The sequence below is a fragment of the Cronobacter malonaticus LMG 23826 genome (assembly GCF_001277215.2).
GTDB lineage: Bacteria > Pseudomonadota > Gammaproteobacteria > Enterobacterales > Enterobacteriaceae > Cronobacter > Cronobacter malonaticus.
Window position 1 is genome coordinate 4,113,446 of sequence record NZ_CP013940.1, and the last position, 13,129, is coordinate 4,126,574.

A 13,129-nucleotide genomic window follows, 5' to 3' on the forward strand; every position below is an offset into this window, starting at 1 on the left:
AAAACGCGCTTCGGGCCAGCCTTGTCTGGCCCTTTTTATATGGAAAAATCGTCGTGCTGAATACACTATCCCGCCTGCTTGATGATGCAGGGATTACGCTGCCCGAACACCAGAAAGCACAACTGGTGGCCTATGTCGATATGCTGAACAAGTGGAACAAGGCTTATAACCTCACCTCCGTACGCGACCCGAACGAGATGCTGGTGCGTCATATCATGGACAGCATCGTGGTGGAGCCGCACTTACAGGGCACCCGTTTTATCGATGTCGGCACAGGCCCTGGTTTGCCGGGGGTTCCGCTGGCGATTGTCCGGCCTGACAGCCATTTCACGCTGCTGGACAGCCTCGGCAAGCGCGTGCGTTTTTTGCGTCAGGTACAGCATGAGCTTAAACTCGACAACATCACGCCGGTGCAAAGCCGCGTCGAAGCCTTCCCTGCCGAGCCGCCTTTCGATGGCGTCATTAGCCGCGCGTTCGCGTCGCTCTCCGATATGGTGAACTGGTGTCATCATCTGCCGGGCGAGGAGGGACACTTTTATGCCCTCAAAGGACAGCGTCCGGACGATGAAATCAGCGCGCTGCCATCAGGCTTTGCTGTTCAGGAAATCATCAGGCTGGCGGTTCCACGTCTCGACGGCGAACGCCATCTGGTTATCCTTAAAGCAAACAGAACTTAATATTTATCAAAAAAAGTAGAAATAAGGCGTTGGTCTTGCGGCAGGTAAAAAAGATACGAGATCCACAATAACAACATCTTATTTCACTTTTTATTAACTTGTTCGCAGCTTAAGTATAACGAAGCACCAATTGCGCCAAAAATTTAATAGTCACTTATGAAAATATAAGGGTGCTATGTTGAGGTAGCGCTATGATAACGGGGCGTAAATTGTTTCCCGTAGATGTCAATGAAAGGTTTAAATCGTGTTTCGGGGTGTTTTAAAAGATTTTGGATTTAAAGGGCTTTGAATTCAAAAAGTTATAATTAGCGCATTCTTAAAGGATGTGACAAAGCTTGAGCAGTAATTGTTTAGAATGTGATCTCGTGCACGCTTTATTCGCAAGGTTTACGCGCGATTTGCAGTTTTTACATTTGCTTTCAGCTTTAAGAGAAACTTGAAAAAAACGCCTCCTGAAAATTATTTAAACATTTATTCACCTTTTGGCTACTTATAGTTTGAAATCACGTGCTCGCCCCGTATAATTTGAGCGCTTTTTGAGGCTTGACTCAGAGCGTCAAAGAACGTTTTATACGACACGCGACATACCTCAAAGGGAGCAGTGGCAAAATGTCTGCGTCGCTCATGAGTAAAAAAGTGGCCCGCAAGCTCCTGCTCATCCAGTTCATTGCGGTTCTGGCGGCAGGCTTGTTGTTTTGCCTCAAAGACCCTTTCTGGGGCTTCTCTGCGTTATGCGGAGGGCTGGCAGTGTGGCTGCCGAATGTGCTGTTTATGAATTTTGCCTGGCGTCATCAGGCGCATACACCCGCTAAAGGCCGCGTAGCCTGGTCTTTCGCCTTCGGCGAAGCGTTTAAGGTGATTGCGACCTTTACCCTGCTGGTGGTGGCGCTGGCGTGTTTGAAGGCGGTTTTCTTGCCGCTGATTGTGACGTGGGTTTCGGTGCTGGTTGTGCAGATACTGGCGCCAGCTGTAATTAACAACAAAGGGTAAGAGGCATCATGTCTGCAGGAGAAATCTCGACGCCGCAGGAGTACATAGGCAACCATCTGAATAACCTTCAGATTGACCTGCGTACCTTCTCGCTGGTGGATCCGCATAACCCCCCGGCCACCTTCTGGACGCTCAACATCGACTCGATGTTTTTCTCGGTGGTGCTGGGCCTGTTATTCCTGGTTCTGTTCCGTAAAGTCGCCAAACACGCGACCAGCGGCGTGCCGGGTAAATTCCAGACCGCGGTAGAGCTGGTTATCGGCTTTGTGCATGGTAGCGTACAAGACATGTACCACGGCAAAAGCAAGCTCATTGCGCCGCTGGCCCTGACGATTTTCGTCTGGGTATTCCTGATGAACCTGATGGATTTGCTGCCTATCGACCTGCTGCCGTACATCGGCGAGCACGTATTTGGCTTGCCAGCCCTGCGCGTGGTGCCGTCTGCGGACGTGAACATCACCCTTTCCATGGCGCTTGGTGTATTTATCCTCATTCTTTTCTACAGCATCAAAATGAAAGGCGTTGGCGGCTTTACTAAAGAGCTGACGCTGCAGCCGTTCAATCACCCGGTATTTATTCCGATCAACCTGATTCTGGAAGGTGTGAGCCTGCTGTCCAAACCGGTTTCTCTCGGTCTGCGACTGTTCGGCAACATGTATGCCGGTGAGCTGATTTTCATTCTGATTGCGGGTCTTCTGCCGTGGTGGTCACAATGGTTGTTAAATGTGCCCTGGGCCATTTTCCACATCCTGATCATTACGTTGCAGGCCTTCATTTTCATGGTTCTGACGATTGTCTATCTGTCGATGGCATCTGAAGAGCATTGATTTTTTACTCAACACTACTGCGTTTTAACTGAAACAAACTGGAGACTGTCATGGAAAACCTGAATATGGATCTGCTGTACATGGCTGCCGCTGTGATGATGGGTCTGGCGGCAATCGGTGCTGCGATCGGTATCGGCATCCTCGGGGGCAAATTCCTGGAAGGCGCTGCGCGCCAGCCTGATCTGATTCCTCTGCTGCGTACTCAGTTCTTTATCGTAATGGGTCTGGTGGATGCTATCCCGATGATCGCTGTGGGTCTGGGTCTGTACGTGATGTTCGCCGTCGCGTAGTAAACGAAGTTGTCTGAATTTCCAGACAATATCAGAACATTAACCAGATAAGAGGCATTGTGCTGTGAATCTTAACGCAACAATCCTCGGCCAGGCCATCGCGTTTGTCCTGTTCGTTCTGTTCTGTATGAAGTACGTATGGCCGCCAATTATGGCTGCCATCGAAAAACGTCAGAAAGAAATTGCTGACGGTCTGTCTTCTGCAGAACGCGCTAAAAAGGATCTGGAGCTTGCACAGTCCAACGCGACCGACCAGCTGAAAAAAGCGAAAGCGGAAGCCCAGGTGATTATTGAGCAGGCGAACAAACGCCGCGCTCAGATCCTGGACGAAGCGAAAGCTGAAGCAGAGCAGGAACGTAACAAAATCGTGGCGCAGGCCCAGGCCGAAATCGAAGCCGAGCGTAAACGTGCCCGTGAAGAGCTGCGCAAGCAGGTTGCTATCCTGGCTGTTGCTGGCGCCGAGAAGATCATTGAACGTTCCGTGGATGAAGCTGCTAACAGCGACATCGTGAATAAACTGGTCGCTGAACTGTAAGGAGGGAGGGGCTGATGTCTGAATTTGTAACGGTAGCTCGCCCCTACGCCAAAGCAGCTTTTGACTTTGCCGTCGAACACCAAAGCCTCGACCGCTGGCAGGATATGCTGGCGTTTGCCGCTGAAGTGGCCAAAAACGAACAGATGGCTGAGCTTCTCTCTGGCGCCCTGGCGCCAGAAACGCTCGCTGAGTCGTTTATCGCAATCTGTGGTGACCAGTTAGACGCCAACGGCCAGAACCTGATTCGGGTAATGGCGGAAAACGGCCGTCTGAAGGTTCTTCCTGATGTTCTTGAGCAGTTCATTCAGTTACGCGCAGCCCTTGAGGCTACCGTTGAAGTCGAAGTGACTTCCGCCAGCGCACTGAGCGATGAACAGCTTGCGAAAATCAGCGCCGCGATGGAAAAACGTCTGTCACGCAAAGTGAAGCTGAATTGCAAAATTGATAAGTCTGTAATGGCGGGCGTCATCATCCGTTCGGGTGATACGGTCATTGACGGCAGCGTGCGCGGCCGTCTTGAGCGCCTCGCAGACGTCTTGCAGTCTTAAGGGGACTGGAGCATGCAACTGAATTCCACCGAAATCAGCGAACTGATCAAGCAGCGCATTGCTCAGTTCAATGTTGTGAGCGAAGCTCATAACGAAGGTACTATTGTTTCTGTAAGCGACGGTGTTATCCGCATTCACGGCCTGGCCGATTGTATGCAGGGTGAGATGATTTCCCTGCCGGGTAACCGTTACGCTATCGCACTGAACCTGGAGCGCGACTCCGTAGGTGCAGTGGTTATGGGTCCGTACGCTGACCTCGCCGAAGGCATGAAGGTGAAATGTACTGGCCGTATTCTTGAAGTGCCGGTTGGCCGTGGCCTGCTGGGCCGTGTGGTTAACACCCTCGGCGCGCCGATCGATGGTAAAGGTCCGGTTGAACACGATGGCTTCTCGCCAATCGAAGTTATCGCACCGGGCGTTATCGATCGTCAGTCCGTAGACCAGCCTGTACAGACCGGTTATAAGTCCGTTGACGCCATGATCCCAATCGGTCGTGGTCAGCGTGAACTGATCATCGGTGACCGTCAGACCGGTAAAACCGCGATGGCTATCGACGCCATCATCAACCAGCGCGATTCCGGCATTAAATGCGTGTACGTGGCTATCGGCCAGAAAGCGTCCACCATTGCTAACGTGGTTCGTAAACTGGAAGAACACGGTGCGCTGTCCAACACCATCGTTGTGGTCGCGACCGCTTCTGAATCTGCTGCGCTGCAGTACCTGGCTCCGTATGCCGGTTGCGCGATGGGCGAATACTTCCGTGACCGCGGCGAAGACGCGCTGATCGTTTACGATGACCTGTCTAAACAGGCTGTTGCTTACCGTCAGGTTTCCCTGCTGCTCCGTCGTCCGCCGGGACGTGAAGCATTCCCGGGCGACGTGTTCTACCTCCACTCCCGTCTGCTGGAGCGCGCATCCCGCGTTAACGCGGAATACGTTGAGAACTTCACCAAAGGTGCAGTGAAAGGTAAAACCGGCTCCCTGACCGCGCTGCCGATCATCGAAACCCAGGCGGGTGACGTTTCCGCGTTCGTTCCGACCAACGTAATTTCTATTACCGATGGTCAGATCTTCCTGGAAACCAACCTGTTTAACTCCGGTATTCGTCCGGCAGTTAACCCGGGTATCTCCGTATCGCGTGTGGGTGGTGCTGCTCAGACCAAGATCATCAAGAAACTGTCCGGTGGTATCCGTACCGCGCTGGCACAGTATCGTGAGCTGGCGGCGTTCTCTCAGTTCGCATCCGATCTGGACGAAGCAACCCGTAAACAGCTGAGCCACGGCCAGAAAGTGACTGAACTGCTCAAGCAGAAACAGTACGCGCCGATGTCCGTTGCACAGCAGGGCCTGGTCCTGTTCGCGGCGGAACGCGGTTACCTCGAAGACGTGGAACTGGCGAAAATCGGTAGCTTCGAAGCCGCTCTGCTGGCTTACGCTGACCGTGATCACGCTCCGCTGATGCAAGAGATCAACCAGACCGGTGGCTATAACGATGAGATCGAAGGCAAGCTGAAAAGCCTCCTCGACTCCTTCAAAGCAACCCAGTCCTGGTAACGTCTGGCGGCTTGCTGTAAGGCAAGCCGCAAGGCATTGAGGAGAAGCTCATGGCCGGCGCAAAAGAGATACGTAGTAAGATCGCAAGCGTCCAGAACACGCAAAAGATCACTAAAGCGATGGAGATGGTCGCCGCTTCCAAAATGCGTAAATCGCAGGATCGCATGGCGGCCAGCCGTCCTTATGCAGATACCATGCGCAAAGTGATTGGTCACCTTGCTACCGGTAATCTGGAATACAAACACCCATACCTGGAAGAACGCGACGTTAAGCGCGTGGGCTACCTGGTGGTGTCGACTGACCGTGGTCTGTGCGGCGGCTTGAACATCAACCTGTTCAAGAAACTGCTGGCGGATATGAAAGCATGGTCCGATAAGGGCGTTCAGTGCGATATCGCAATGATCGGCTCTAAAGGCGTTTCTTTCTTCAATTCAGTAGGCGGCAACATTGTGGCGCAGGTCACCGGCATGGGGGACAACCCTTCCCTGTCCGATCTGATTGGCCCGGTTAAAGTGATGTTGCAGGCTTATGATGAAGGCCGTCTGGACAAGCTTTACGTTGTCAGCAACAAATTTATTAACACCATGTCTCAGGCTCCGACCATCACTCAGCTGCTGCCGCTGCCGGCATCAGAAGACGATGAGTTGAAGCACAAATCCTGGGATTACCTGTACGAACCCGATCCGAAGGCGCTGCTGGATACCCTGCTGCGTCGTTATGTCGAATCGCAGGTTTATCAGGGTGTGGTTGAAAACCTGGCCAGCGAGCAGGCCGCACGAATGGTGGCGATGAAAGCCGCAACCGATAATGGCGGCAGCCTGATTAAAGAGCTGCAGTTGGTGTACAACAAAGCTCGTCAGGCCAGCATTACTCAGGAACTCACCGAGATCGTCTCGGGGGCCGCCGCGGTTTAACCAGGTTATTTCGTAGAGGATTCAAGATGGCTACTGGAAAGATTGTCCAGGTAATCGGCGCCGTGGTGGACGTCGAGTTCCCTCAGGATGCTGTACCGAAAGTGTACGACGCCCTTGAGGTAACGAATGGTAATGAGCGTCTGGTGCTGGAAGTCCAGCAGCAGCTCGGCGGCGGTATCGTGCGTACCATCGCGATGGGCTCTTCCGACGGTCTGCGTCGCGGTCTGCCTGTTGCAGACCTTGAGCACCCGATCGAAGTGCCGGTAGGTAAAGCGACGCTGGGTCGTATCATGAACGTCCTGGGTCAGCCTATCGACATGAAAGGCGACATCGGCGAAGAAGAGCGTTGGGCGATTCACCGCGCGGCGCCGTCCTATGAAGAGCTGTCCAGCTCTCAGGAACTGCTGGAAACCGGCATCAAAGTTATCGACCTGATGTGTCCGTTCGCGAAGGGCGGTAAAGTCGGTCTGTTCGGCGGTGCGGGTGTAGGTAAAACCGTAAACATGATGGAGCTTATTCGTAACATCGCGATTGAGCACTCCGGTTACTCCGTGTTTGCGGGCGTGGGCGAACGTACCCGTGAAGGTAACGACTTCTACCACGAAATGACCGACTCCAACGTACTGGATAAAGTATCCCTGGTGTACGGCCAGATGAACGAGCCGCCGGGAAACCGTCTGCGCGTTGCGCTGACCGGCCTGACCATGGCTGAGAAATTCCGTGACGAAGGTCGTGACGTTCTGCTGTTCGTCGACAACATCTACCGTTACACCCTGGCCGGTACTGAAGTATCCGCACTGCTGGGCCGTATGCCTTCAGCGGTAGGTTACCAGCCGACCCTGGCGGAAGAGATGGGCGTTCTGCAGGAGCGTATCACCTCCACCAAAACCGGTTCTATCACCTCCGTACAGGCGGTATACGTACCGGCGGATGACTTGACTGACCCGTCACCAGCCACCACCTTTGCGCACCTTGACGCAACTGTGGTACTGAGCCGTCAGATTGCTTCTCTGGGTATCTACCCGGCCGTTGACCCGCTGGATTCCACCAGCCGTCAGCTGGACCCGCTGGTAGTAGGCCAGGAGCACTACGACACCGCTCGCGGCGTGCAGTCCATCCTGCAGCGTTACCAGGAACTGAAAGACATCATCGCCATCCTCGGTATGGACGAGCTGTCTGAAGAAGACAAACTGGTTGTTGCTCGTGCTCGTAAAATTCAGCGTTTCCTGTCACAGCCGTTCTTCGTGGCAGAAGTGTTTACCGGTGCGCCGGGCAAATACGTATCGCTGAAAGACACCATCCGTGGCTTTAAAGGCATCATGGAAGGTGAATACGATCATCTGCCGGAGCAGGCGTTCTACATGGTTGGCTCCATTGATGAAGCCGTGGAAAAAGCCAAAAAACTTTAACGCCTTAATCGGAGGGTGACATGGCAATGACTTACCACCTGGATGTCGTCAGCGCAGAGAAACAGATGTTCTCTGGTCTGGTCGAGAAAATCCAGGTTACGGGTAGCGAAGGTGAACTGGGTATTTACCCGGGCCACGCGCCGCTGCTCACCGCCATTAAGCCTGGTATGATCCGCATCGTGAAACAGCACGGCCACGAAGAGTATATCTATCTCTCCGGCGGCGTGCTGGAAGTGCAGCCGGACAACGTAACCGTGCTGGCTGACACCGCGATTCGCGGCCAGGATCTCGACGAAGCGCGAGCCCTGGAAGCGAAGCGTAAAGCGGAAGACCATATCCGTAGCTCCCACGGTGACGTGGACTACGCTCAGGCTTCTGCTGAGCTGGCCAAGGCGATCGCCAAACTGCGCGTTATCGAGTTGACCAAAAAAGCGATGTAACACCGGCTTGAAAGTTAAAAAGCCAGCCTGGGCGACCCGGCTGGCTTTTTTTATGCCCGTTTGATACTCAACAACGTGTATTTGCTGAATTTTAGTCGGCATTTACCGCGCTTTATTCCAGACGCAAAAAAACGGCATCCCATTGTTTTTATGAATGATAAGACGCCAGAAAGCGTTTACGCTCTCTTTTTACGCCTTCCGACATGCATTACATGGCTGTATAACGTGTTAAAACAGGCCTAAAGCGGCGATTTGCCAGCAGCCCGTTTTATGCTGAAAAATATGTAGAATTCCGGGCGCTAAATCGCTTTACTTCATTCACTTTCATAAGACAGGACAACTATGTCTAGCCATGCTATGAGCGTTGTGATCCTTGCCGCTGGTAAAGGCACGCGCATGTACTCCGATCTTCCAAAAGTGCTGCACACCCTGGCCGGGAAGCCAATGGTGCAGCACGTGATTGACGCCGCCAAACATGTCGGCGCGCAGCACATTCATCTGGTTTATGGTCATGGCGGCGATCTGCTGCAAAGCACCCTCAAAGACGCCTCGCTCAACTGGGTATTACAGGCCGAGCAGCTCGGTACCGGCCATGCGATGCAGCAGGCGGCGCCGTTCTTTAGCGACGATGAAGATGTACTGATGCTTTACGGCGACGTACCGCTGATCTCCGTTGACACCCTGCAACAGCTCTGCGCGGCGAAGCCGCAGGGCGGCATTGGGCTGTTAACCGTGAAGCTCGACGACCCGACCGGCTATGGCCGCATTACCCGTGAGAATGGCAAAGTCTCCGGTATCGTTGAGCATAAAGACGCCAGCGATGAGCAGCGCCAGATTAACGAAATCAACACCGGCATTCTGGTCGCCAACGGCGCGGATCTGAAACGCTGGCTGGCGAAGCTCGATAACAACAATGCGCAGGGTGAATACTACATCACCGATATCATCGCGATGGCCTGGAGCGAAGGCCGCGAGATTGCTGCCGTGCATCCGCAGCGTTTAAGCGAAGTGGAAGGCGTGAACAACCGTCTGCAACTGGCGCGTCTTGAGCGTGTTTATCAGGCCGAGCAGGCAGAAAAACTGCTGCTGGCGGGCGTCATGCTGCGTGACCCGGCGCGCTTTGATCTGCGCGGCACGCTGCAACACGGGCGCGATGTCGAAATTGACGCTAACGTCATTATTGAAGGCGACGTAGTGCTGGGTAATCGCGTGAAAATCGGCGCGGGCTGCGTGATTAAAAACAGCGTTATCGGCGACGACTGCGAAATCAGCCCTTACAGCGTGGTGGAAGACGCCCGTCTGGATACCGCCTGCACTATCGGGCCGTTCGCGCGTCTGCGTCCGGGCGCGGAGCTTCTCGAAGGCGCGCATGTCGGCAACTTCGTCGAGATGAAAAAAGCGCGTCTGGGGAAAGGCTCGAAAGCGGGTCACCTGACCTACCTCGGCGACGCGGAAATTGGCGATAACGTTAACATCGGCGCAGGTACCATTACCTGCAACTATGATGGCGCTAATAAGCACAAAACCATTATTGGCGATGATGTGTTTGTCGGCTCCGACACCCAACTGGTGGCACCGGTGACGGTAGCGAAAGGCGCGACCATCGCCGCAGGTACCACCGTGACGCGCGACATCGCTGAAAATGAGCTGGTGCTCACCCGCGTACCGCAGGTACATAAGCAGGGCTGGCGTCGCCCGGTGAAGAAAAAATAAGTCATATTGATGGCGGGCGTGCTGTACCTGCCCGCCATACGTTTTTGTCGATCGCAGAGCAGTCATGCCCTGCGGCAGGCACGGGATGAGGGGATAACATAATCTTCCGCCCACAGGCAGTGCTAAAACGATAACCCCACTCTCTACAAGGCTCGGGGAGCCCGGAAAACGGGCAAATACAGGTCGGCGACAACGCATGGCGAAATGCCATTGTCAGGAAATTAATTATGTGTGGAATTGTTGGCGCTGTAGCGCAACGTGATATTGCTGAAATCCTTCTCGAAGGCTTACGTCGTCTGGAGTACCGCGGCTATGACTCCGCCGGTCTCGCGGTCGTGGACAGCGCGGGGCATATGACTCGTCTGCGTCGTCTGGGCAAAGTACAGATGCTGGTTCAGGCGGCGGAAGAACATCCGCTGCACGGCGGCACCGGTATCGCGCACACCCGCTGGGCGACCCACGGCGAACCGTCAGAAGGCAACGCGCACCCGCATGTCTCCGGGCATATTGTGGTGGTGCATAACGGCATTATCGAAAACCACGAACCGCTGCGCGAACTGCTGAAAACGCGCGGCTATGAATTCGTCACCGAAACCGACACCGAAGTGATCGCGCATCTGGTGCACTGGGAGCTGGAGCAAGGCGGCACGCTGCGTGAGGCGGTGCTGCGCGCCATTCCTCAGCTGCGCGGCGCTTACGGCACCGTCATCATGGATAACCGCGATCCGAGCGTTCTGCTGGCGGCCCGTTCCGGCAGCCCGCTGGTGATTGGTCTCGGCGTGGGCGAAAACTTTATCGCCTCCGATCAGCTGGCGCTGCTGCCAGTGACCCGCCGCTTTATCTTCCTCGAAGAGGGCGATATCGCTGAAGTGACCCGCCGCTCCGTTGCGATTTTCAACACCCAGGGCGAAAGCGTCTCCCGCCCGGAAATCGAATCTAACGTGCAGTATGACGCCGGCGATAAAGGCATCTACCGCCACTACATGCAAAAAGAGATCTACGAGCAGCCGAACGCAATTAAAAACACGCTGGCCGGGCGCATCAGCCACGGCGAGGTGGATTTAAGCGAACTTGGCCCGAACGCCGACGAACTGCTCTCAAAAGTTGAGCATATTCAGATTGTCGCGTGTGGCACCTCGTACAACTCCGGTATGGTTTCCCGATACTGGTTTGAAGCGCTGGCAGGCGTGCCGTGCGATGTCGAAATCGCCTCGGAATTCCGCTATCGCAAATCCGCCGTGCGCCGCAACAGCCTGATGATCACGCTGTCGCAGTCCGGCGAAACCGCAGACACCCTCGCGGCGCTGCGTCTGTCCAAAGAGCTGGGCTATCTCGGTTCGCTGGCCATCTGTAACGTACCTGGCTCATCGCTGGTGCGTGAGTCATCGCTGGCGCTGATGACCAAAGCCGGCACGGAAATCGGCGTGGCGTCCACCAAAGCGTTCACCACCCAGTTAACCGTTCTGCTGATGCTGGTGGCGAAACTGGGCCGTCTGAAAGGCGTGGATGCCGCCGTTGAACACGATATCGTTCACGGCCTGCAGGCGCTGCCGAGCCGTATCGAGCAGATGCTCTCTCAGGACAAACGCATCGAGGCGCTGGCGGAAGACTTCTCCGACAAGCACCACGCGCTGTTCCTGGGTCGCGGCGATCAGTACCCGATCGCGCTTGAAGGCGCGCTGAAGCTTAAAGAGATCTCCTACATTCACGCCGAAGCCTATGCGGCGGGCGAGCTTAAGCACGGCCCGCTGGCGCTCATTGACGCCGATATGCCGGTTATCGTGGTGGCGCCGAACAACGAACTGCTGGAAAAACTGAAGTCCAACATCGAAGAAGTCCGCGCTCGTGGCGGCGTGCTGTATGTCTTCGCCGATCAGGATGCTGGTTTCAGCAGCAGCGACAACATGAACATCATCCCGATGCCGCATGTTGAAGAAGTTATCGCGCCGATCTTCTACACGGTTCCGCTGCAACTGCTGGCCTATCACGTCGCGCTGATTAAAGGCACCGACGTTGACCAGCCGCGTAACCTGGCGAAATCCGTTACGGTGGAATAACGCGCTCTCGCGCGTGTTATGCTCTGAAGAGGTTGCCGGAAGGCAGCCTCTTTTTTTTAACGTCACGGAAAGGGATGTTATGTCGCTAAAGCGCTTGCTCGCCGGTACGCGGTTTTATCAGCTCATCACCTACAGCGCAGAGGTGGATGACGATATCGCCCACCGCAGGCTGCATAAGCTCAAACTTAGAATGGCCGAGCGCCACGATCTGCCCGATGTCCGCATCATCGGCTCGCGCCGTTTCTGGCGAGTGCCGGTGGGGTGCGTCTATGCCATGGTGTTAAGTGCCGTCCTCAATCTCGCCGCGCTGCGGCCCGCTTTTTCTGTGCTGTGGATACTTGCAGGGGCTATCTGGCTGGTATTGCTGATACTCGTGATGTTGATGATAGAAAAAGGGCAGCACCGCGGTTTGCAGCTGTTTCTCTACAGCGCGTTTTTCCATGCGGCGTTAAGCCTGGTAACGCTGGCTGCCGGATTGATCCTGTGTCCGCTTTCCGGTGTGTTCTGGCTCTGCTGGAGCGCAGGCGCGCTGCTGGTGTGGGCCGCCTGGCGAATGATGAACAGTGAGGAGATGTTCAGGCTGGTTCGCTGGTGTCTCGCGAATAAAATGCGACGCGCTCATACTAAAGCCCTTCAGCGACCGTCGGAAAAACGCGCCTTAAAACGGGCAAAACACCGCGATGAGCCTGACCGATAAAATGAGTAAGCTCCCTGCCTGTCGCTATACAGGGAGCGCATCGCTTATTTAATCTTGCGTTTTAAATCATCCAGCTCACGGGACAGTTTGTCATTTTCCTGCTCCAGCGCCCGCACGCGATTTTCCAGATCGCTATCTTTTCTGTCGTCCGAATAGCGGTTTTGCTCTTTGCGCTTATACGCCTCAACCGCCTTTTCCACATCTGAGATATCGACATTAGACGGTGCCACGACGCCATCGCTGGTGAATATCGTCACCGGCGCGCCGTGAATACGGGTACTGTGGTCATCCAGTTGAACCGGCGCGGCATAACTTATTGATGAAAAAGTAAGTATTGATGCAGCGGCGAAAAGTGACATTTTTTTTATCATTACGGCTATCCTTATAAATGACGGGCGGGTTGCGGAATTATAAAAGCATTATTATTCAGAAAGTTAAGTAAGACATTTCTGCATCTTTTTCATTGTCATAAAACTGT

General features: G+C 54.4%; 14 protein-coding genes. 13 read left to right on the top strand and 1 reads right to left on the bottom strand.

All coding sequences use genetic code 11. The annotated features are described in order from the left end of the window. Positions 1-53 precede the first annotated feature (53 nt). From rsmG to AFK66_RS19300, 13 genes are all read left to right on the top strand, one after another. Complete coding sequence (gene rsmG, locus AFK66_RS19240) at positions 54-677, top strand: 16S rRNA (guanine(527)-N(7))-methyltransferase RsmG (protein WP_007779644.1); 624 nt, start codon at positions 54-56, stop codon at positions 675-677. Between the two features lie 609 nt (positions 678-1,286). Then, the gene (atpI, locus tag AFK66_RS19245; protein ID WP_007779647.1) at positions 1,287-1,667 is read left to right on the top strand and encodes a F0F1 ATP synthase subunit I; all 381 of its coding nucleotides are present in this window, start codon (positions 1,287-1,289) and stop codon (positions 1,665-1,667) included. 8 nt (positions 1,668-1,675) lie between these two features. Then, on the top strand, positions 1,676-2,494 hold the full coding sequence (atpB, locus tag AFK66_RS19250; protein ID WP_007779649.1) for a F0F1 ATP synthase subunit A: 819 nt from the start codon (positions 1,676-1,678) through the stop codon (positions 2,492-2,494). Positions 2,495-2,544: 50 nt separating this feature from the next. Then, positions 2,545-2,784 carry a F0F1 ATP synthase subunit C gene (gene atpE / locus AFK66_RS19255; protein ID WP_000429386.1) on the top strand — a complete coding sequence of 80 codons (240 nt, stop codon included), beginning with the start codon at positions 2,545-2,547 and terminating at the stop codon, positions 2,782-2,784. Between the two features lie 64 nt (positions 2,785-2,848). Then, positions 2,849-3,319 carry a F0F1 ATP synthase subunit B gene (gene atpF / locus AFK66_RS19260; protein WP_004386171.1) on the top strand — a complete coding sequence of 157 codons (471 nt, stop codon included), beginning with the start codon at positions 2,849-2,851 and terminating at the stop codon, positions 3,317-3,319. A 14-nt stretch (positions 3,320-3,333) separates the two neighbouring features. Next, on the top strand, positions 3,334-3,867 hold the full coding sequence (gene atpH / locus AFK66_RS19265; protein ID WP_004386170.1) for a F0F1 ATP synthase subunit delta: 534 nt from the start codon (positions 3,334-3,336) through the stop codon (positions 3,865-3,867). Positions 3,868-3,879: 12 nt separating this feature from the next. After that, entirely contained in the window at positions 3,880-5,421 is a 1,542-nt protein-coding gene (gene atpA, locus AFK66_RS19270; protein WP_004386169.1) for a F0F1 ATP synthase subunit alpha, read from the top strand. Between the two features lie 50 nt (positions 5,422-5,471). After that, positions 5,472-6,335, top strand: a complete 864-nt coding sequence (gene atpG, locus AFK66_RS19275) for a F0F1 ATP synthase subunit gamma (protein WP_004386168.1) — start codon at positions 5,472-5,474, stop codon at positions 6,333-6,335. Positions 6,336-6,361: 26 nt separating this feature from the next. After that, positions 6,362-7,744: a F0F1 ATP synthase subunit beta gene (atpD, locus tag AFK66_RS19280; protein ID WP_004386167.1), complete on the top strand. Its 1,383-nt coding sequence runs from the start codon at positions 6,362-6,364 to the stop codon at positions 7,742-7,744. 20 nt (positions 7,745-7,764) lie between these two features. Continuing rightward, positions 7,765-8,184, top strand: coding sequence for a F0F1 ATP synthase subunit epsilon (locus AFK66_RS19285; RefSeq protein ID WP_023899717.1), 420 nt, complete (start codon positions 7,765-7,767; stop codon positions 8,182-8,184). A gap of 342 nt (positions 8,185-8,526) precedes the next feature. After that, positions 8,527-9,897, top strand: coding sequence for a bifunctional UDP-N-acetylglucosamine diphosphorylase/glucosamine-1-phosphate N-acetyltransferase GlmU (gene glmU / locus AFK66_RS19290; protein ID WP_032968514.1), 1,371 nt, complete (start codon positions 8,527-8,529; stop codon positions 9,895-9,897). A gap of 227 nt (positions 9,898-10,124) precedes the next feature. Next, on the top strand, positions 10,125-11,954 hold the full coding sequence (gene glmS / locus AFK66_RS19295) for a glutamine--fructose-6-phosphate transaminase (isomerizing) (RefSeq protein WP_007779678.1): 1,830 nt from the start codon (positions 10,125-10,127) through the stop codon (positions 11,952-11,954). Between the two features lie 79 nt (positions 11,955-12,033). After that, the gene (locus tag AFK66_RS19300; protein ID WP_007779680.1) at positions 12,034-12,651 is read left to right on the top strand and encodes a hypothetical protein; all 618 of its coding nucleotides are present in this window, start codon (positions 12,034-12,036) and stop codon (positions 12,649-12,651) included. A 44-nt stretch (positions 12,652-12,695) separates the two neighbouring features. Here the strand turns inward: AFK66_RS19300 and AFK66_RS19305 are convergent, their stop codons facing one another. Then, complete coding sequence (locus AFK66_RS19305) at positions 12,696-13,022, bottom strand: hypothetical protein (RefSeq protein ID WP_007779683.1); 327 nt, start codon at positions 13,020-13,022, stop codon at positions 12,696-12,698. Positions 13,023-13,129 lie beyond the last annotated feature (107 nt).

What these genes read in the sequence shown, in the direction of transcription:
- atpI (WP_007779647.1), top strand. Translation starts at nt 1,287, where the DNA reads ATGTCTGCGTCGCTCATGAGTAAAAAAGTGGCCCGCAAGCTCCTGCTC.
- atpB (WP_007779649.1), top strand. Translation starts at nt 1,676, where the DNA reads ATGTCTGCAGGAGAAATCTCGACGCCGCAGGAGTACATAGGCAACCAT.
- atpE (WP_000429386.1), top strand. Translation starts at nt 2,545, where the DNA reads ATGGAAAACCTGAATATGGATCTGCTGTACATGGCTGCCGCTGTGATG.
- atpH (WP_004386170.1), top strand. Translation starts at nt 3,334, where the DNA reads ATGTCTGAATTTGTAACGGTAGCTCGCCCCTACGCCAAAGCAGCTTTT.
- atpA (WP_004386169.1), top strand. Translation starts at nt 3,880, where the DNA reads ATGCAACTGAATTCCACCGAAATCAGCGAACTGATCAAGCAGCGCATT.
- atpG (WP_004386168.1), top strand. Translation starts at nt 5,472, where the DNA reads ATGGCCGGCGCAAAAGAGATACGTAGTAAGATCGCAAGCGTCCAGAAC.
- atpD (WP_004386167.1), top strand. Translation starts at nt 6,362, where the DNA reads ATGGCTACTGGAAAGATTGTCCAGGTAATCGGCGCCGTGGTGGACGTC.
- AFK66_RS19285 (WP_023899717.1), top strand. Translation starts at nt 7,765, where the DNA reads ATGGCAATGACTTACCACCTGGATGTCGTCAGCGCAGAGAAACAGATG.
- glmU (WP_032968514.1), top strand. Translation starts at nt 8,527, where the DNA reads ATGTCTAGCCATGCTATGAGCGTTGTGATCCTTGCCGCTGGTAAAGGC.
- glmS (WP_007779678.1), top strand. Translation starts at nt 10,125, where the DNA reads ATGTGTGGAATTGTTGGCGCTGTAGCGCAACGTGATATTGCTGAAATC.
- AFK66_RS19300 (WP_007779680.1), top strand. Translation starts at nt 12,034, where the DNA reads ATGTCGCTAAAGCGCTTGCTCGCCGGTACGCGGTTTTATCAGCTCATC.
- AFK66_RS19305 (WP_007779683.1), bottom strand. Translation starts at nt 13,022, where the DNA reads ATGATAAAAAAAATGTCACTTTTCGCCGCTGCATCAATACTTACTTTT.